The following is a 17588-nucleotide window of genomic DNA, read 5'->3' on the forward strand; positions in this document are numbered from 1 at the left end:
TCAGCCCGCCAGGCCCACCACCAGCCAGATGAAGGCCGCGCCCGCGATCGTGCACAGGACCGTCGAGCGGGCCGGGTGTTCGTGGTGGGCCTCGGGGAGGATCTCGGCGGCGGCGAGGTAGAGCAACGCGCCCGCGAAGAAGCCGAGGTAGCCGCCGAGCAGGGGCTCCGGGATGGTGACGAACGTCGTCGAGGCCGCGCCGAGCACCGGTGCGGCCGCGTCCGCGAACAGCATCGCGAGGGCCTTGCGGCGGGCGTTGCCGTAGACACTGGCGATCGTGTACGTGTTGAAGCCGTCCGCGAAGTCGTGGGCGATCACCGCGAGGGCCACGGCCACGCCCATGCCGTCGTCGATCTGGAAGGCGGCACCGATGGCCACCCCGTCCATGGCGCTGTGGCCGACCATCGCGGCGGCCGCCGTGAGGCCCACCTCGGGGGCGCGGCCCGTGGCCTCCTCGGCACCGTGCGCGGCCTGGCGGACCGCGAGCAGGCGTTCCACCAGATGGGCCAGCAGAAAGCCGGCCACGAACAGCAGCAGCGCGGCCGGGACGCCGAACACCTCGGTGCCGGCCGCCGCCAGGGCCTCCGGCAGCAGGTCCAGTCCGACGACGCCGAGCATCAGGCCGCCGGCCAGGCCGAGGACCAGATGGCGGCGGTCGGTGACACGCTGGGCGGTCCAGCCGCCGGCGAGCGTCATGAGGAACGCGCCGAGCGCGACGAGGACGGCCATGGCCCCTTGGTATCCGATCCGGCCCCGGTCGCGCACATCCTGGTCGTCGGGGTGGGGGCGTCCCGGGGCGTCCCGGCCGGGGAGGTGCTCGACATGATCGAGGGCGCCCTGCGCGACGCGGGTCTCTCCGCCCGGGGCGTCGCCGAGCTGGCCACCGTCGACGGCAAGGCGGCGGAGCCCGGGATCGTGGCGGCCGCGGCCGGCCTCGGGGTGCCGCTGGTGACGTACTCCGCGGCGGAGCTGGCGGCCGTCGAGGTGCCGAACCCCTCGGACGCGCCGCTCGCCGCCGTCGGTGCCCCCTCGGTCGCGGAGGCGGCGGCCCTGGCGCGCGGCGGCGAACTCCTCGTCCCCAAGCGCCGATCGGCCGGGGTGCCCGCCAGGGCGACCTGCGCGGTCGTACGGCGCCCCGGGCGCGGGCGGCTCGCGACGACGGCGACGGCGACCGACGGCATCGACATGGACATCGACGGGTTGGCGGACTCCCATGCCCACGACTGACCGGCACGACCTGCGCCACCACGGCGACGCCGAGGTGCGCGACGACGGCGCCGCGCTCGTCGACCTCGCGGTGAACGTCCGCGCCGACACGCCCCCGCGCTGGCTGCGCGAGCACATCGCGGCGTCGCTGACCGGACTCGCGGCCTACCCGGACGGGCGGGCCGCGCGGGCGGCGGTGGCGGCGCGGCACGGGCTGCCGGTGGAGCGGGTGCTGCTGACGGCGGGCGCGGCGGAGGCGTTCGTACTGCTGGCGCGGGCGCTCACCGCGCGCCGGCCGGTCGTGGTGCATCCGCAGTTCACCGAGCCGGAGGCGGCGCTGCGGGACGCCGGGCACCGCGTGGAGCGGGTGCTGCTGCGCGCCGAGGACGGGTTCCGGCTGGATCCGGCGGCCGTCCCGGAGGACGCCGACCTGGTGGTGATCGGCAATCCCACGAACCCCACCTCGGTGCTGCATCCGGCGGCGGCGCTCGCCGCTCTCGCGCGGCCGGGGCGGACGCTGGTGGTGGACGAGGCGTTCATGGACGCGGTGCCGGGCGAGCGCGAGGCCCTCGCCGGGCGGACCGACGTACCGGGTCTGGTGGTGCTGCGCAGTCTGACGAAGACGTGGGGTCTGGCGGGGCTGCGCATCGGGTACGTGCTGGCCGCGCCGGAGACGGTCACGGAGCTGGAGCGGGCGCAGCCGCTGTGGCCGGTGTCCACGCCGGCGCTGGCCGCGGCGGAGGCGTGTGTGTCGCCGCGCGCGCTGGCGGAGGCGGCGCACGCGGCGTACCGGATCGCCGTGGACCGGGCCCATCTCGTGGCGGGGCTGCGGGAGTTCGCCCCGGACGGGCTGCGGGTCGCGGAACCGGCGGAGGGCCCCTTCGTGCTGGTGCGGGTGGAGCGCGCGGCCGCGGTGCGCCGGCATCTGCGGGACCTGGGGTTCGCGGTGCGGCGCGGGGACACCTTCCCGGGGCTGGACGAGGAGTGGCTGCGGCTGGCGGTGCGGGACCGGCCGACGGTCAACGCGTTCCTCCAGGCGCTGGACCGGGCGATGGTGCTGGCGAGCCGCTGAAACCGCGCGGCCCCGCCGTACGGGACGCGTGAACTCCCGTACGGCGGGGCTGTGTCGGACCGGTGGGTCAGCCGCGGTTGCGCCGGGCCAGGGCCACCGCTCCCCCGCCGGCGGCCAGCAGGGCCACGGCGCCGCCCGCGATGTACGGCGTCGTGGAGCTGCCGCCGGTCTCGGCGAGCCCGGCCTCGGCGTGGGCGCCCTGCGCCTTGACGTCGGTGGCGGGTTCGGCGCCGCTGTCGTCGGCGGCCGGCGCCTCGCTCTCCTCCGTGCCGCTGTTCTCCTCGGTGCCGGTCTCCTCCTCGGTGCCGGTGCCGTTCTCCTCCCCGTTCTCCTCCGCGGCCTCCTCCTCGGGCGCCTTCGGGGTCTCGCAGGTGGCCTGGGCGAGGGTGAGCTTGCCGGTGACCTCGGCGACGTTGAGCTTCAACGGGTTGACGGAGACGGTGAGTTCGAGCGCGGTGGCGGCGGCCGTGCGGGAGGTGGTCTCGCGCTGGGACAGATCGAGCCGGACCTCGCCGACGCCGGGGACCTTGACGTCGGTGGTGCCGCCCGCGCTCACCGAGACCTTCTTGCCGAGGACCGTCACCGAGCCGGGCAGGCTGGACTCGGCGACCGGGGACTTGCCGGTCTCGCAGGTGGCCCGCGAGCTGACCGCGCCGACCTCGATGACGGAGAGCAGCGGCAGGCCGGGGACGTGCAGCCTGGCGTGGGCGAGGCGGGTGGACGCCTCGGCCTTGGTGTCGTCGACGGTGGCCTTGGCCTCGGCGACCTTGGCCCGCAGGACGGTGAAGGGCCGTCCGCCGGCGACGCCGTCCAGCTCGGCGGTGAGGGCGGTCTTCTCGGCGCTCTGCGGCGCGGTCACCTCGTTGAGGCTGAGGGCGAGCGGGACGTCGACGGTCTTGTTGAGCAGGTTCACGTCGAGCGCGGTGCGCAGGACGACGGCGCTCGCGCGGCCGTGGTCGGAGGTCGCGTGGGCGGGGCTCGCGCAGGCCAGGGCGGTGGGACCGGCGGCCAGGGCGGTGGCCGCCGCGACGGAGGCGAGACGGCGTGCGGGCATGCGGAAGTGATGGCCGTTCAAGGTGGTGGGACCCCCAGAGAGACATGCTTGGGACCCGGAAAGAATTACGCATGACGGGTGAACAGTCAGCGATCTCACGGGACTTCACCCCAAAGGGGGGTTTCCGTGGACTTGTTCGAATCTCGCGGCACGGGTGTTCCCCGCCGTCACCGCCGTGTCACCCGATGCGGCGACCGGAGCCCCGCCGCACCGGCGCGTGGACGGGGGTGCACAACGACCCGTGCGGGGCGCACGTCACGGCGGGCCGCCGGACCGGGGGTCAGGCCGTGACGCGCCCGTTGACGACCACCCGCCGGGGGTCCGCGAGGACGCGGACGTCGGTGCGGGGGTCTGTGTCGTAGACGACGAGGTCGGCGGGGGCGCCCTCCTCCAGGCCGGGCCGGCCGAGCCAGGCGCGGGCGGTCCAGGTGGTGGCCGCGAGGGCGTCCAGGGGCGGGATGCCTGCGGTGACCAGTTCGGCGACCTCGGCGGCCACCAGGCCGTGCGGGAGGGTGCCGCCGGCGTCGGTGCCGACGAAGACCGGGATCCCGGCGTCGTAGGCGGACCTGACGGTGTCGTAGCGGCGTTCGTGGAGCCGGCGCATATGGGCCGACCAGCGCGGGAACTTGCTCTCGCCGCCTTCCGCGAGCCTCGGGAAGGTCGCGATGTTGACGAGGGTCGGGACGATCGCGACGCCGCGCTCGGCGAAGAGCGGGATCAGGTCCTCGGTCAGGCCCGTGGCGTGCTCGATGCAGTCGATGCCCGCCTCGACGAGGTCGCGCAGGGAGTTCTCGGCGAAGCAGTGCGCGGTGACCCGGGCGCCCAGCCGGTGGGCTTCGGCGATGGCCGCCTCGGCCGCGTCCCGGGGCCAGCTCGGGGCCAGGTCGCCCACCTCGCGGTCGATCCAGTCGCCGACCAGCTTGACCCAGCCGTCGCCGCGCCGGGCCTCTTGCGCGACGTAGGCGACCAGGTCGTCGGGCTCGATCTCGTGGGCGTAGCCGCGGATGTAGCGGCGGGTGCGGGCGATGTGCCGGCCGGCCCGGATGATCTTCGGGAGGTCGTCGCGGTCGTCCACCCAGCGGGTGTCGGACGGCGATCCCGCGTCGCGGATCAGCAGGGTGCCGGCCTCGCGGTCGGTCAGCGCCTGCTTCTCCGCCTCGTCGGCGTCGACCGGCCCGTGCGCGCCGAGACCCACATGGCAGTGGGCGTCGACGAGGCCGGGCAGCGCCCAGCCCGTCACCGTCCGCACGTCGCGGGCGTCGGCGGGACGGTCGTAGCTGATCCGGCCGTCGACGACCCACAGCTCGTCGCGGACGTCGTCGGGCCCGGCCAGGACCCGCCCCTTCACGTGCAGCACCGGGTGATCGCTCATGCGATGCACCCTAGCTACTTGTCGCTCTTCTCCACCCGGTCGGCCGGGTTGTCCTTCTCGACCTGGGCCATCGCCGGGTCGAGGAGGCGGGAGAGGAAGTGGCGGGTGCGTTCGTGGGAGGGGGCGCCGATGACCTGTTCCGGGGTGCCGTCCTCGACGATCACGCCGCCGTCCATGAAGACGACCCGGTCGGCGACCTCGCGGGCGAAGGTCATCTCGTGGGTGACGACCATCATCGTCATGCCCTCGTCCGCGAGCATGCGCATGACGGCGAGGACGTCGCCGACCAGCTCCGGGTCGAGCGCCGAGGTCGGCTCGTCGAAGAGCATCACCTCGGGGCCCATGGCGAGCGCGCGGGCGATCGCGACGCGCTGCTGCTGGCCGCCGGAGAGGGAGGCGGGGTAGGCGTCCGCCTTCTCCGACAGGCCCACCCGGGCCAGGTTCTCGGCGGCGACCCGGGCGGCCTCCGTCTTGCCCCGGCGCAGCACCCGGCGCTGCGGCAGCGTGAGGTTCTCGGTCACCGACAGATGCGGGAAGAGGTTGAACTGCTGGAAGACCATGCCGATCCTGCGGCGTACGGCGTCGATGTCGACGTCCGGGTCGGTGATCTCGGTGCCGCCGACGAACACCTGGCCCTTCGTCGGCTCCTCCAGCAGGTTCACGCACCGCAGCAGGGTCGACTTGCCCGAGCCGGACGGGCCGATCACACAGACGACCTCGCCCTGGCCGATCTCCAGGTCGATGCCGCGCAGCACCTCGTTGGCGCCGAAGGACTTGTGCAGGTCCTTGACCTGGATCTCCGGTCGGCTCATTTCACGGCCTCCTGGGCCTTGGCCTCCATACGGCGCACGACGAAGCCGAGCGGGATGGTCACCAGCAGATAGCACAGGCCGGCGACCAGGATCGGCGTGGAGTTGGCGGTCTGGCTGGCCAGGTCGCGCCCGTACTTGGACAGTTCGCGTTCCTCCAGGGTGACGCCGAGGAACAGCACCAGCGAGGAGTCCTTGAACAGCAGGACCAGTTCGTTGGTGAGCGGCGGCAGGATGATCCGGAACGCCTGCGGGATGATGATCGAGACCATCGCCCTGGCCGGTGAGAAGCCCAGGGAACGGGCCGCCTCCATCTGTCCCTTGGGGACGGCCTGGATGCCGGCGCGGATGGTCTCCGCCATATAGGCGGCGGCCACCAGGCCGAGCGCGAGGGCGACCTTGCCGTAGGTGCCGCCGACGATCTCCGTGCCCGGGAAGGCGAGCGGGACGGCCACCCCGATGAAGATGAAGATCAGCAGGGCGGGCAGTCCGCGGAAGATCTCGATGTAGACGCCGGCGAACCAGCGGTAGGGGCCCACCGACGACAGCCGCATCAGCGCGATCACCATGCCCAGCACGAGTCCGACGGCGAAGCCGGACAGCGTGTAGAGCACGGTGTTCTTGAGCGCCAGCGTGATGACGTCCGGGAACATCTCCTTGGCGATGCTCCCCTGGGCGAACTGGTTCTTCAGCCGGCCCCAGTCGGCCGAGACCGCGACGGCGATCACGGCCGCGACGAAGAGCACGTACTGGACGCCCCGCGAGAGGCTGCGCCGCTGCCGTCGGCTCAGGCCCTTCCGCTTGGGCTGAAGCGGCTCCAGGGGTGTGTCCGTCCCGGTCCCGGCCATCGGGTCAGGAGGCCGAGGCGGTCGCGGCCGGGGAGGCCGCGGACTCGTCGTAGGGGCCGATCCACTTCTCGTAGATCTCCTTGTACGTGCCGTCCGCCTTGGCCCCGGCCAGCGCCTTGTTGATGGCGGCGAGCAGCTCGGTGTTGCCCTTCTTCACCGTGAAGCCGTACTGCTCACCGGTGTTGATGTTGTCGGCGACCTCGAAGGCGTCGGCGTTGGCCTTGTCCTTCAGCCAGCCCTGGACCACCGGGAAGTCGATGATCACGGCCTTGACCTGGCCGGAGCGCAGGCCGTTGAGGACGGCGTCGGAGGACTCGAAGGAGACCGGGTCGAAGCCCTGCTGCTTGGCGTAGTCCTCGCCGGTGGTCTGCGCCTGGGCGCCGAGCTTGACCTTCTTGGCCTTGGCGTCGGCGAGGGAGGTGATCCCGCTGCCCCGGTCGACCAGGAGGGCCTGGGTGGCCTCGAAGTACGGGTCGGAGAAGTCGACGTTCTTCTTGCGTTCCTCGGTGATGGTCATACCGGCCGCGGCGACGTCGCACTGGCCGGAGTTGAGGAAGGCGCCCGTCTTGAAGTTCTCGAACGGGGTGTCGAGGATCACCTGCTTCACCCCGAGGTCCTCGGCGACCAGGTCGATCAGGGCCACGTCGAAGCCCTGCACCTCGCCGTCGATCTCCGACTGGAAGGGCGGGTAGGGCAGATGGGTGCAGGTGGTGAGCTGGCCGGCCTTGGCCAGCTCCACTCCACCGGCGGCGGTCTTGGAGCCGCTGCCTCCGTCGTCGCTGGAGGTGCAGGCGGCCACGAGCATCAGTGCGGCCGCGGCGGTGCCGGCGGCCAGGACGCGGGTCCGTCGCCCGGGGAGGGTCTTCACGGCGGGCCTTCCTGTGGGGGGAGGTGGGGGGTGAGTGAGGTCCTGGGGACCTGAGGATCCGATTATAAGGAGAAGTTTGAGTGTCTCAAACCAATCCGATGGTCAAGGAGCCGACGGACCTGCGAAGTCATCGGTCGGCGGCTGCGCGGGGGTGCGGGTGGGGGCGGATACTCTCGTCACCTCTACCCCGTACGTCGAAGAGAGCACCGTCGTGACACACCCGTTCCTGGACCTGGCCCCGCTCGGCGCCGCGCGCTTCGCGTCGATCGAGGACCGGGTGGCCCGGCTGCTGCGCACCGAGCAGGACGTCGTGATCATGCAGGGCGAGGCGCTGCTGCCGCTGGAGGGGGCGATCCGGGCGACCGCGGGCCCCGGCACCACGGCCCTGAACGTGATCACCGGCCCCTACGGGCAGACCTTCGGGGACTGGCTGCGCGACTGCGGCGCCACGGTGATCGATCTGGCGGTGCCCTTCCACACGGCGGTGACGGCCGCGCAGATCCGGGAGGCGTTCGCCGCGCACCCGGAGATCGACTTCGTCTCGCTGGTGCACGCGGAGGCGGCCACGGGCAACACCAACCCGGTCGCGGAGATCGGCGCGGTGGTGCGGGAGCAGGGTGCGTTGTTCTATCTGGACGCCGTGGCCTCGGTCGGGGCCGAGCCGGTGCTGCCGGACGCGTGGGGCGTGGACCTGTGCGTGATCGGCGCGCAGAAGGCGATGGGCGGTCCCGCCGGGGTGTCGGCGGTGTCGGTGAGCGAGCGGGCCTGGGCGCGGATGGCCGCGAACCCGAGGGCGCCGCGCCGCTCGTACCTCTCGCTGCTGGACTGGAAGGAGCGCTGGCTGGACGGCGGCCGCACGGCCCTGCCGCACGCGCCGGCGCAGTTGGAGATGCTCGGTCTGGAGGCGTGCGTCGAGCGGATCGAGGCGGACGGTCTGGAGACGGTGATGGCCCGCCACGCGTCCGCCGCGGCGGCGACCCGCGCGGGCGCGGCGGCACTGGGCGGCGGCCTCGAACCGTACGTGTACGAGGCGCGGGACGCGGCGCCGGTCGCCACGACCCTGCGGGCGCCCGCGGGGGCGCCGGCCTCGGAGCTGGTGGCCCACGCCCTGGCCGCCGATCCCGCGCTTCCGCTGGCCGCGGGCGGTGGCGCGCTGGCCGCGGAGATGATCCGCGTCAACCACTACGGCCCGGCCGCCACCCTTGCCACGGTCCGCGCCGCCCTGACGGCCCTCGCGGCGGCCCTCACGGAACGGGGTCTGACGACCGACCTGCCGGCGGCGCTGAAGGCGGCGGACGGCGCGTGGCGCTGAATTCAAGGCGCCCGAATATCCAATTCACCGAAATTCACTTCGGATCACTTCGGATAGATTTCCCTAGTGCTTCTGCCCTGATTCCCCGGGGCTAAACCCGGGGATTTTCAGGGCGATTTCGCGTACGTGATCCATTCCACAGGCGTTCCTTTATATACCTTATGCGGGGCATGAATCGTCCCATATCCCCCTCCCCTCTCCCTCGCATCACGGAATCCCCACCGACCCTCCATGCGTCATTGAATTTCGCTGGGTAAGTTCCTTCCGCATGACTGCCGCACAAGCAGACCTGCGAATCGACCTCCCGTCGGTGGCGGACGGGGCCGCCATCTGGCGTATCGCCAAGGAATCCGGAACGCTCGATCTGAACTCCTCCTACAGCTATCTGCTGTGGTGCCGTGACTTCGCCGCCACCTCCGCGGTGGCCCGCGACGAGGACGGCGAAGCGGTCGGTTTCGTCACCGGGTACGTACGGCCGGACGCCCCGGGGACCCTGCTGGTCTGGCAGGTGGCCGTGGACCGGGCGCACCGGGGCCGCGGTCTCGCCGCCGCGCTGCTCGACGGGCTCACCGCGCGGATCGCCGCCGAGCGTGGGCGCACCGCCCCGCTCTCCACCGTCGAGACCACGATCACCCCGGGCAACACCGCCTCCGAGCGGCTGTTCACCTCGTACGCCGCCCGGCACGGGGCGACCGTCCGCCGCGAGGTCCTGTTCGGCGCGGGGCTGTTCCCGGACGGTCCGCACGACCCCGAAGTCCTGTACCGCATCGGCCCGTTTTCGAGTTGAGGAGCGACACCATGACCATCACCCAGCCCGACCTCAGTGTCTTCGAGACCCTCGAATCCGAGGTGCGCAGCTACTGCCGGAGCTGGCCCGCCGTGTTCGACCGCGCGCAGGGCAGCGTCATGTACGACGAGGACGGCCGCCGTCACCTGGACTTCTTCGCCGGTGCCGGATCGCTCAACTACGGCCACAACAACCCGGTGCTGAAACGGGCGTTGATCGACTATCTGCTGCGCGACGGTGTCACGCACGGGCTCGACATGTCGACCGTCGCCAAGCGGACGTTCCTGAGCACCTTCCAGGACCTGGTGCTGCGGCCGCGCGATCTGCCGTACAAGGTGATGTTCCCGGGGCCGACCGGGACCAACGCGGTGGAGGCCGCGCTGAAGCTGGCCCGGAAGGTGAAGGGGCGTGAGGCGATCGTGTCGTTCACCAACGCCTTCCACGGCATGTCCCTCGGGTCGCTCGCGGTGACCGGCAACGCCTTCAAGCGGGCGGGCGCCGGGATACCGCTGGTGCACGGGACGCCGATGCCGTTCGACAACTACTTCGAGGGCACGGTCCCCGACTTCCTGTGGTTCGAACGGCTGCTGGAGGACCAGGGGTCGGGGCTCAACAAGCCGGCCGCGGTGATCGTGGAGACCGTGCAGGGCGAGGGCGGCATCAATGTGGCCCGGCCCGAATGGCTGCGCGCGCTCAAGGAGTTGTGCGAGCGGCAGGACATGCTGCTGATCGTCGACGACATCCAGATGGGCTGCGGGCGCACCGGGGCGTTCTTCTCCTTCGAGGAGTCCGGGATCGTGCCCGACATCGTCACGGTGTCCAAGTCCATCAGCGGCTACGGACTGCCCATGTCCCTGTGCCTGTTCCGGCCGGAGCTGGACGTCTGGGAGCCGGGCGAGCACAACGGCACCTTTCGTGGCAACAACCCGGCGTTCGTCACCGCCACCGCCGCGCTGGAGGCGTACTGGACCGACGGGGCGGCCATGGAGAAGCAGACCCGGGCGCGCGGCGAGCAGATCGAGGAGGGGCTCATCTCGATCACCGAGGAGAACCTCGCCGATGTGAAGGAGTACCGCGGGCGGGGGCTGGTGTGGGGCCTGGAGTTCCACGACAAGGAGCGCGCCGGGCGGGTCGCCGGGCGGGCCTTCGAACTCGGGCTGCTGATCGAGACGTCGGGGCCGGAGAGCGAGGTCGTCAAACTGCTGCCGGCCCTGACCATCACGCCGGAGGAGCTGGACGAGGGGCTGAGCGTCGTCGCCCGCGCCGTCCGCGAGACCACCTGACCTCCGGCCGTTCGACCGCCTGACCGACACGAGAGCGAAAGCGAAAGGAGAGACCGTGATCGTCCGTTCGTTCAAGGACATCGAGGGCACCGACCGCCATGTGCGGTCCGCGTCCGGCACCTGGGAGAGCAAGCGGATCGTGCTCGCCCGGGAGCGGGTCGGATTCTCCCTGCACGAGACGGTCCTGTACGCGGGCACCGAGACGTCGATGTGGTACGCCAACCATGTCGAGGCCGTGGTCTGCGTCGAGGGAGCCGCCGAACTCACCGACCACGAGACCGGGAGAACCCACACGATCACTCCCGGGACCATGTACCTCCTCGACGGACACGAGCGGCACACGCTGCGCGTCCAGGAGGACTTCCGCTGCCTCTGCGTGTTCAACCCCCCGGTGACCGGGCGGGAGGACCACGACGAGAACGGCGTCTACCCGCTGCTCACCGAACCCGAGGAGGTGTGACCGTCATGACCACCACCGTCACCGATCTCTACCCCACCCGCGGCACCACCGAGGTGTCCGTGCCCCGGCAGGACCCGGTCGTCTGGGGCTCGCCCGACACCCCTGGCCCGGTTCCCGCGGCCGGTCTCGCGGCGTACGAACGCGACGGTTTCCTCACCGTCGACCGGCTGATCAGCGACGACGAGGTGGCCGTCTGCCGGCGCGAGCTGGAGCGGCTGGTCTCCGACCCGCGGGTCAGGGCGGACCCGCGGTCGATCGTGGAGCCGCGCTCGCAGGAGATCCGGTCCGTGTTCGAGGTGCACCGGCTGAGTCCGGTGTTCGCCTCCCTGGTGCGGGACGAGCGGATCGTCGGGCGGGCCCGGCAGATCCTCGGCTCGGACGTGTACGTCCACCAGTCGCGGATCAACGTCAAGCCGGGCTTCGGCGCCGGGGGCTTCTACTGGCACTCCGACTTCGAGACCTGGCACGCGGAGGACGGGCTGCCGAACATGCGGACGGTGTCCGTGTCGATCGCGCTGACCGAGAACCTCGACACCAACGGCGGCCTGATGATCATGCCGGGCTCGCACCGGACGTTCCTCGGGTGCGCCGGGGCGACGCCGGAGGACAACTACAAGAAGTCGCTCCAGATGCAGGACGCGGGCACCCCGTCGGACGAGGCGCTGACCGAGCTGGCCGGTGAGTACGGCATCCGGCTGTTCACCGGGCCCGCCGGGTCGGCGACCTGGTTCGACTGCAACTGCATGCACGGCTCCGGGGACAACATCACGCCGTTCCCGCGCAGCAATGTCTTCATCGTGTTCAACAGCGTGGAGAACGCGGCGGTGGAGCCGTTCGCGGCGCCCGTGCGCCGTCCGGAGTACATCGGCGCCCGGGACTTCACTCCGGTGCGCTGAGCGGCCGGCCGCCGAGGACGTCCAGCAGACGGTCGACGTCGGCGTCGGTGTTGTAGAGGTGGAACGAGGCGCGCAGATGCCCGGCGCGGTCGGAGACCTCGATGCCCGCCGCGCTCAACTCCGCCTGACGGCGGCCGAGTCCGGGGACGGACACGATCGCGGAGCCGGGGGCGGGCACGGCCTCGTGGCCGAGGGAGGCGAGGCCCTCGCGGAAGCGGTCGGCGAGCCGTACGTCGTGAGCGTGCACGGCGTCCACGCCGAGTTCCTCGACGAGTTCGAGGGAGCGGCGCAGTCCGGCGTAGCTGAAGAGGGAGTGGCTGATGTCGAACCGGCGGGCGGAGCGGGCGAGTTCGGTGACGGGGCCGTAGCAGCTCTCCCAGGGCCGCTCGCCCGCGACCCAGCCGGCCAGGACCGGGCTGAGCCCGCCGAGGTCCTCGGGTACGACGAGGAAGGCCGCGCCGTGCGGGCCGAGCAGCCACTTGAAGCCGACGGTGGCGGTGTAGTCGTGGGCGGCGGCGTCGGTCGGCAGCCAGCCCGCGGACTGCGAGCAGTCGACGTAGGTCCGGGCGCCGTGCTCGCGGGCCGCCTCGCGCAGCGCGGCCAGGTCGGCGAGCCGCCCGTCGGCCGACTGCGCCGCGCTGACCGCGACGAGCGCGGTGCCGGGCCGCACGGACTCGGCGAGCCGCTCCAGGGGCACGGCGCGCACCTTGAGGTCGCCGCGGACGTGGAACGGGTTGAGGACGGAGGTGAAGTCGTCCTCGGCGGTGAGGACCTCGGCGCCCGCGGGCAGCGAGGCGGCGATCACCCCGGTGTGCGCGGCGACCGAGGCCCCGGCCGCCACCCGGTCCACGGACACCCCGGCCAGCCGGGCGAAGGAGGCGCGGGCCGCCTCCACGTCGGCGTAGAGCGGGGTCAGCGGCCGGCCCTCGGCCCGCAGCCGTACGGCCTCGTGCAGGGCCGCGACGGCGCGGGCCGGGAGCAGTCCGTTGCTCGCGGTGTTGAGGAAGGTGTTCTTCGGGGCGAACTCGGCGCGGACGAGGGTCTCGAAGGTCTCCATGGCTCCACTGTGGGGCCGATGGATGTCCCCGTCCATTGCCGATTTCTGCGCGATATCTCCAAGCGCCGCTTATACGTACGCTCCGGCCTGCTGCTTCTCAGGCCTGCGGGACCGCGCAGCCGTCCGGGCCGCAGGCTTCCGCGCCGCCGTCGTCGACGATCTTCAGCGGGGAGCGGTCGCCCCATGCCTGGGTGAGCGCCTGGGTGAAGACCTCGGCGGGCTGGGCGCCGGAGACGCCGTAGGCGCGGTCGAGGACGAAGAAGGGGACGCCGTTGGCGCCGAGCTGGGCGGCCTCGCGGGCGTCGGCCCGGACGTCGTCGGCGTAGGCCGTGGGGTCGGCGAGCACCGCGCGGACGGTGTCGGCGTCCAGTCCGGCCTCCACGGCCAGCTCGACGAGCCGCTCGTCGCCCTCGGTGAACAGGGAGCGCTCCTCGGCGAAGTTCGCCCGGTAGAGGATCTGGATCAGCTCGTCCTGGCGGCCGTGCTCCTTGGCGAGGTGCAGCAGCCGGTGCAGGTCGAAGGTGTTGCCGTGGTCGCGGCCCTCGGTGCGGTAGTCGAGGCCCTCGGCGGCGGCCTGCGCGCCGAGGTTCTCCTCGCCGGACCGGGCCTGCGCCTCGCTCATGCCGTACTTCTTGGTGAGCATCGTGATCACGGGCTGGACGTCGCCCTTGGCCCGGCCGGGGTCCAGCTCGAAGGAGCGGTGCACCACCTCGACCTGGTCGCGGTGCGGGAAGGCCGCGAGCGCCTTCTCGAAGCGGGCCTTGCCCACGTAGCACCAGGGGCAGGCGATGTCGCTCCAGATCTCGACGCGCATGTCTCGGCTCTCTCCGGTTCACAGGGGTGCGGAGACGCTCTCCGCCCGGTGTGTGAACCTTCAACCGGTCGCTTTCATTCCCCGCGCACCGGGAACCGCAGGAAGAGATGGTGGTCACCCTCGGCCGGCGGGTGGGCCGGGTCGGGGGTCCAGCCCTGACGGGCGTAGAACGCCTGGGCGCGGTGGTTGTCGACGTGGACGTCGAGCACGGCCGCCCGGTGTCCGTCCGCGCGCCACTGCTCCACGCACGCGGTGTGCAGGGCCGTGCCGACGCCGGTGCGCCAGTGGTCGGGGTCGACGTGGAACTGGAACAGCTTGACGGTGTCCGCGTCCGCCCCCTCCGGCACCCGGAAGGAGGCGAGGCCGGCGATCCGGCCCCCGCGGACGGCGCACAGGACCTGTCCGTCGGGACGGGTGATCGCCGCGTGCCAGACGGCGGCCCAGTCCGTGCCGTCCTGCGGGATCCCGTCCGGGTAGTAGGTGGCGCGGGCCCGGGCGTGCAGCGCGACGACGGTCCCGGTCTCGGCGGGCACCACGGTGCGGATGACGGTGCCCGTGCCGGGGCGTTCTCCGATCATGCAACGGAGGACGTTCCGGCCGCCTGTCCGGTTCCGTGCGGTGCGGCGCGGTGCCGCGCGGGCGGGTGTCAGCCGCCGTCGCGGAGGTCGTCCGGCCAGGACGGGCGGTAGGCGAGGTGGTCGTACGTCACCACGCAGCCCTGGCCCAGCGGCGACTGGGTCATGAAGCCGACCAGCGCGGCGTCGGTCTCCTTCTCGTCGCCCAGCGTGAACAGCCGGACGAAGGTCCAGCGCAGGCCGTCGCGGGAGGCGTGGAAGGCGAAGGCCCGGCCGGTGCGACTGATCCGCAGCCAGACGGAACTGCCCTCCACGGTGAAGGAGTTGGCGTCGTCGGAGTGTCCCCGGGTGACGACCGTGCAGACGGTGGGCACGTCCGGGGAGTACTCCAGGCAGAGCTTGGCCCAGGCGCGTTCGCCGACGTGGACGTACAACACCCCCGCGTCGAAGGCGAAGTTGAAGCCGACGGTGACCCGGGCAATGAGCTGGAAGTCGCCCTCGGGCGCCCCCAGCAGCCGCGGCGCGTCCCCGGCGGGCTCCAGGGCCTCCCCGGTGGGCGGCACGAAACGGTCCTGCCGCGGCCCCGCCCATCCGGTGAGCACACCGTCCTCGTAGGACCAGTGCCCGTCGGGCCCGTAGGTCCGCAGGGGGAAGGGCAGTTCGGGAAGCTCGACGTCCATGGGCCCGATTATCCAGCCGGGGGCCGGGCACCGGGCCACGAGGTCAGCGTTCGAGCCGTCCGTCGTACCGCCGGGGCAGTCCCAGCTCGTTCTCGTCGCGCAGTTCCACCGGCAGCAGCGCCGCCGGGGTGTTCTGGTAGACGACCGGCCGCAGCCAGCGCTCGATCGCCGTGCCGCCGACCGAGGTCGAGGTGGACGTGGTGGCCGGGTACGGGCCGCCGTGGTGCTGGGCCGGTGCCACGGCGACCCCGGTCGGCCAGCCGTTGACCAGCACGCGTCCGGCGAGCGGGGTCAGTTCGGCGAGGATCTCACCGCCCCGTCCGGCGCCCGCGGCCTCCGCCTCGGAGAGCTGGACGGTCGCCGTGAGGTTGCCGGGCAGCCGTGACAGGACCGCCCTGACCTCGTCGTCGTCCTCGTAGCGCGCGATTACGGTGACCGGGCCGAAGCACTCCTCCAGGAGCAGATCGTGGTCACCGCCGGTGGTCAGCCGGGCCGCCGGCACGGTCAGGAAGCCCGCGCTGACGGTGTGCTCGCCGCCCGCGCCGGGCGTCACCGGCGACTCCACGTCGGGCAGCGCGGCCCGCTCGGCGACCCCGGCGACGAAGTTGTCCCGCATCCGGTGGTCGAGCAGGACGCCCGCCTCGGTGGCGCTGACCGCGTCCGTGAGCGACTTGAGCAGCCCGTCGCCGGCCGCGCCGGACGGGACGAGGACCAGGCCCGGCTTCACACAGAACTGGCCGACGCCCAGCGTCATGGACCCGGCGAGCCCGGCGCCGATGGCCTCCGCGCGCTCCGCGGCCGCCGCCTCGGTCACCACGACCGGGTTGAGCGAGCCCAGCTCGCCGTGGAACGGGATCGGCACCGGACGGGCCGCCGCCGCGTCGAACAGCGCCCGGCCGCCCCGCACGGACCCGGTGAACCCGGCCGCGGCCACCAGCGGGTGCCCGATCAGCTCGACGCCCGCCTCGAAGCCGTGCACCAGGCCGAGCACGCCCTCGGGGACGCCCTGCTCGGCGGCGGCGGTGCGCAGCACCTTGGCGACCAGCTCGGACAGGCCCGGGTGGTCGGGGTGGGCCTTGACGACGACCGGGTTGCCGGCCGCCAGCGCGCTCGCGGTGTCCCCGCCGGCGACGGAGAAGGCGAAGGGGAAGTTGGAGGCCGCGTACACGGCGACGACTCCGAGCGGCACCTTGTAGCGGCGCAGGTCCGGGACCGGCGGGGTGGCGGTGTCGTCGGGGTGGTCGATGACGACGTCCAGGAAGGCGCCCTCGTCGACGAGGCCGGCGAACGCGCGGAGCTGGTAGCAGGTGCGGGCGAGTTCGCCGTTCAGCCGGACCGGGCCGAGCGCGGTCTCGGCGTCGGCCACCTCGACCAGGAGTTCCCTGGCCGCCTCCAGACGGGCGGCCGCGGCCCGCAGGAACGCGGCGCGGACACCGCGGTCGGCGAGGGAGGCGCGGGTGGCGTGCGCCGCGCGGACGACGGTGTCCACCTCCTGGGCCGTCGCCTCCACCGCAACCTGTTCCCGCTGCTTCCCGGTTCGGGGGTCGACACTCCAGACTGGTGCTGCTGCCACCGCGGGTCCCTCCACGTGCTGGGGATCAGGATCGTTCGCCCTCAGGCTCGTCCGCCACCAGGTCGTTCGATATACTGAACGCTGTCTCTGATGGTGAATACGCTGGAGACTATTTCCCGTCGAACGAAGGGGTCAAGGGCGATGTCGGCTGTCGAGACGGGGGGCGGAGCGCAGGTCAAGTCCGCGGTGCGGACGGTTGAGCTGCTCGAATACTTCGCCGGCCGCCCCGGAATGCACTCCCTCGCGTCGGTCCAGGAGGCCGTCGGCTACCCCAAGTCCAGCCTCTACATGCTGCTGCGCACCCTGGTGGAGCTGGGCTGGGTGGAGACGGACGCGACCGGCACGCGGTACGGCATCGGCGTGCGGGCGCTGCTGGTCGGCACCTCCTACATCGACGGCGACGAGGTGGTCGCGGCCGCCCGGCCCACCCTGGACCGGCTCTCGGACGACACCACCGAGACCATCCACCTGGCCCGGCTCGACGGCACGAACGTCGTCTACCTCGCCACCCGCCAGTCCCAGCACTATCTGCGCCCCTTCACCCGGGTCGGCCGCCGGCTGCCCGCGCACTCCACCTCGCTGGGCAAGGCCCTGCTGAGCACCTACAGCGACGAGCAGGTGCGCAAGCTGCTCCCGGAGACCCTCCCTGCGCTCACCGAGCACACCATCACCGACCGGGAGAAGCTCATCGAGGAGCTGCGCCAGGTGCGCGAGCAGGGGTTCGCGGTGGACCGCGAGGAGAACACCCTCGGGCTGCGCTGCTTCGGCGTGGCGATCCCGTACCGCACCCCGGCCCGGGACGCAATTAGCTGTTCGGTGCCGGTGGCCCGGCTGACGCCCGCGCACGAACAGATGGTGAAGGACGCGCTGTTCGACGCGCGCGACCGGCTGACGCTGGCGACCCGCCGGCTCTGAGCCGACG

The 17588-nt window shown here is 72.4% G+C and carries 18 protein-coding genes and 1 pseudogene; 8 read left to right on the plus strand and 11 right to left on the minus strand.

Translation table 11 applies throughout. The features are described 5' to 3' along the window. Positions 1-729, minus strand: coding sequence for a ZIP family metal transporter (locus AFM16_RS09675; RefSeq protein WP_030791075.1), 729 nt, complete (start codon positions 727-729; stop codon positions 1-3). On the opposite strand from AFM16_RS09675, the pseudogene AFM16_RS09680 reads away from it, so the two are divergent. Together AFM16_RS09680 and cobC are read left to right on the plus strand one after the other, a co-directional pair. Next, positions 646-1188 (plus strand): annotated as a pseudogene (locus AFM16_RS09680) (cobalamin biosynthesis protein); the annotation flags it as partial. The gene AFM16_RS09675 and the pseudogene AFM16_RS09680 overlap by 84 nt on opposite strands. A gap of 25 nt (positions 1189-1213) precedes the next feature. Further along, positions 1214-2278 carry an Rv2231c family histidinol phosphate aminotransferase CobC gene (cobC, locus tag AFM16_RS09685; RefSeq protein ID WP_078633048.1) on the plus strand — a complete coding sequence of 355 codons (1065 nt, stop codon included), beginning with the start codon at positions 1214-1216 and terminating at the stop codon, positions 2276-2278. Positions 2279-2345: 67 nt separating this feature from the next. On the opposite strand, the gene AFM16_RS09690 is transcribed toward cobC, so the two are convergent. The 5 genes from AFM16_RS09690 to AFM16_RS09710 all read right to left on the minus strand — a co-directional run bounded on the left by AFM16_RS09690 (position 2346) and on the right by AFM16_RS09710 (position 7229). Continuing rightward, positions 2346-3332, minus strand: coding sequence for an SCO1860 family LAETG-anchored protein (locus AFM16_RS09690; RefSeq protein ID WP_107419054.1), 987 nt, complete (start codon positions 3330-3332; stop codon positions 2346-2348). Between the two features lie 280 nt (positions 3333-3612). Beyond that, on the minus strand, positions 3613-4704 hold the full coding sequence (locus AFM16_RS09695; protein WP_030791083.1) for an amidohydrolase family protein: 1092 nt from the start codon (positions 4702-4704) through the stop codon (positions 3613-3615). A 14-nt stretch (positions 4705-4718) separates the two neighbouring features. After that, positions 4719-5516, minus strand: a complete 798-nt coding sequence (locus AFM16_RS09700) for an amino acid ABC transporter ATP-binding protein (RefSeq protein WP_078633050.1) — start codon at positions 5514-5516, stop codon at positions 4719-4721. Further along, positions 5513-6361, minus strand: coding sequence for an amino acid ABC transporter permease (locus AFM16_RS09705; protein WP_030791087.1), 849 nt, complete (start codon positions 6359-6361; stop codon positions 5513-5515). The genes AFM16_RS09700 and AFM16_RS09705 overlap by 4 nt, the downstream gene beginning before the upstream one ends. Positions 6362-6365: 4 nt before the next feature. Further along, complete coding sequence (locus AFM16_RS09710) at positions 6366-7229, minus strand: transporter substrate-binding domain-containing protein (protein ID WP_078633051.1); 864 nt, start codon at positions 7227-7229, stop codon at positions 6366-6368. Positions 7230-7440: 211 nt separating this feature from the next. Between AFM16_RS09710 and AFM16_RS09715 the strand changes: the two genes are divergently transcribed. From AFM16_RS09715 to thpD, 5 genes are all read left to right on the plus strand, one after another. Continuing rightward, positions 7441-8541, plus strand: coding sequence for a pyridoxal-phosphate-dependent aminotransferase family protein (locus tag AFM16_RS09715; protein ID WP_030791091.1), 1101 nt, complete (start codon positions 7441-7443; stop codon positions 8539-8541). Between the two features lie 268 nt (positions 8542-8809). Beyond that, positions 8810-9328, plus strand: coding sequence for a diaminobutyrate acetyltransferase (gene ectA, locus AFM16_RS09720; protein WP_078633052.1), 519 nt, complete (start codon positions 8810-8812; stop codon positions 9326-9328). A gap of 11 nt (positions 9329-9339) precedes the next feature. Then, on the plus strand, positions 9340-10611 hold the full coding sequence (gene ectB, locus AFM16_RS09725) for a diaminobutyrate--2-oxoglutarate transaminase (RefSeq protein WP_078633053.1): 1272 nt from the start codon (positions 9340-9342) through the stop codon (positions 10609-10611). A 55-nt stretch (positions 10612-10666) separates the two neighbouring features. Next, positions 10667-11071, plus strand: a complete 405-nt coding sequence (locus tag AFM16_RS09730; RefSeq protein WP_030791097.1) for an ectoine synthase — start codon at positions 10667-10669, stop codon at positions 11069-11071. A gap of 5 nt (positions 11072-11076) precedes the next feature. After that, entirely contained in the window at positions 11077-11967 is an 891-nt protein-coding gene (gene thpD, locus AFM16_RS09735) for an ectoine hydroxylase (RefSeq protein ID WP_078636893.1), read from the plus strand. Here thpD and AFM16_RS09740 read toward each other — a convergent pair. The 5 genes from AFM16_RS09740 to AFM16_RS09760 form a co-directional block, all read right to left on the minus strand. Further along, the gene (locus tag AFM16_RS09740; RefSeq protein WP_078633054.1) at positions 11951-13024 is read right to left on the minus strand and encodes an aminotransferase class V-fold PLP-dependent enzyme; all 1074 of its coding nucleotides are present in this window, start codon (positions 13022-13024) and stop codon (positions 11951-11953) included. The genes thpD and AFM16_RS09740 overlap by 17 nt on opposite strands. Positions 13025-13121: 97 nt before the next feature. Continuing rightward, entirely contained in the window at positions 13122-13838 is a 717-nt protein-coding gene (locus AFM16_RS09745; protein ID WP_030791104.1) for a DsbA family oxidoreductase, read from the minus strand. Between the two features lie 74 nt (positions 13839-13912). Continuing rightward, a complete protein-coding gene (locus AFM16_RS09750) occupies positions 13913-14416 on the minus strand; it encodes a GNAT family N-acetyltransferase (protein ID WP_030791107.1) in 504 nt (167 codons plus the stop codon). Between the two features lie 68 nt (positions 14417-14484). After that, the gene (locus tag AFM16_RS09755; RefSeq protein ID WP_030791109.1) at positions 14485-15093 is read right to left on the minus strand and encodes a DUF1349 domain-containing protein; all 609 of its coding nucleotides are present in this window, start codon (positions 15091-15093) and stop codon (positions 14485-14487) included. Positions 15094-15136: 43 nt separating this feature from the next. Further along, positions 15137-16666: an aldehyde dehydrogenase (NADP(+)) gene (locus AFM16_RS09760; protein ID WP_078633055.1), complete on the minus strand. Its 1530-nt coding sequence runs from the start codon at positions 16664-16666 to the stop codon at positions 15137-15139. Between the two features lie 141 nt (positions 16667-16807). Here AFM16_RS09760 and AFM16_RS09765 point away from each other — a divergent pair, with 141 nt between their 5' ends. Next, positions 16808-17581 carry an IclR family transcriptional regulator gene (locus tag AFM16_RS09765; RefSeq protein ID WP_030791113.1) on the plus strand — a complete coding sequence of 258 codons (774 nt, stop codon included), beginning with the start codon at positions 16808-16810 and terminating at the stop codon, positions 17579-17581. Positions 17582-17588: the final 7 nt, after the last annotated feature.

The sequence above is a fragment of the Streptomyces antibioticus genome (assembly GCF_002019855.1).
GTDB lineage: Bacteria > Actinomycetota > Actinomycetes > Streptomycetales > Streptomycetaceae > Streptomyces > Streptomyces antibioticus_B.

Excerpts from the sequence above, each read along its gene's own strand:
- AFM16_RS09675 (WP_030791075.1), bottom strand. The coding sequence starts at position 729 with ATGGCCGTCCTCGTCGCGCTCGGCGCGTTCCTCATGACGCTCGCCGGC.
- cobC (WP_078633048.1), top strand. The coding sequence starts at position 1,214 with ATGCCCACGACTGACCGGCACGACCTGCGCCACCACGGCGACGCCGAG.
- AFM16_RS09690 (WP_107419054.1), bottom strand. The coding sequence starts at position 3,332 with ATGCCCGCACGCCGTCTCGCCTCCGTCGCGGCGGCCACCGCCCTGGCC.
- AFM16_RS09695 (WP_030791083.1), bottom strand. The coding sequence starts at position 4,704 with ATGAGCGATCACCCGGTGCTGCACGTGAAGGGGCGGGTCCTGGCCGGG.
- AFM16_RS09700 (WP_078633050.1), bottom strand. The coding sequence starts at position 5,516 with ATGAGCCGACCGGAGATCCAGGTCAAGGACCTGCACAAGTCCTTCGGC.
- AFM16_RS09705 (WP_030791087.1), bottom strand. The coding sequence starts at position 6,361 with ATGGCCGGGACCGGGACGGACACACCCCTGGAGCCGCTTCAGCCCAAG.
- ectA (WP_078633052.1), top strand. The coding sequence starts at position 8,810 with ATGACTGCCGCACAAGCAGACCTGCGAATCGACCTCCCGTCGGTGGCG.
- ectB (WP_078633053.1), top strand. The coding sequence starts at position 9,340 with ATGACCATCACCCAGCCCGACCTCAGTGTCTTCGAGACCCTCGAATCC.
- thpD (WP_078636893.1), top strand. The coding sequence starts at position 11,077 with ATGACCACCACCGTCACCGATCTCTACCCCACCCGCGGCACCACCGAG.
- AFM16_RS09740 (WP_078633054.1), bottom strand. The coding sequence starts at position 13,024 with ATGGAGACCTTCGAGACCCTCGTCCGCGCCGAGTTCGCCCCGAAGAAC.
- AFM16_RS09745 (WP_030791104.1), bottom strand. The coding sequence starts at position 13,838 with ATGCGCGTCGAGATCTGGAGCGACATCGCCTGCCCCTGGTGCTACGTG.
- AFM16_RS09750 (WP_030791107.1), bottom strand. The coding sequence starts at position 14,416 with ATGATCGGAGAACGCCCCGGCACGGGCACCGTCATCCGCACCGTGGTG.
- AFM16_RS09755 (WP_030791109.1), bottom strand. The coding sequence starts at position 15,093 with ATGGACGTCGAGCTTCCCGAACTGCCCTTCCCCCTGCGGACCTACGGG.
- AFM16_RS09765 (WP_030791113.1), top strand. The coding sequence starts at position 16,808 with ATGTCGGCTGTCGAGACGGGGGGCGGAGCGCAGGTCAAGTCCGCGGTG.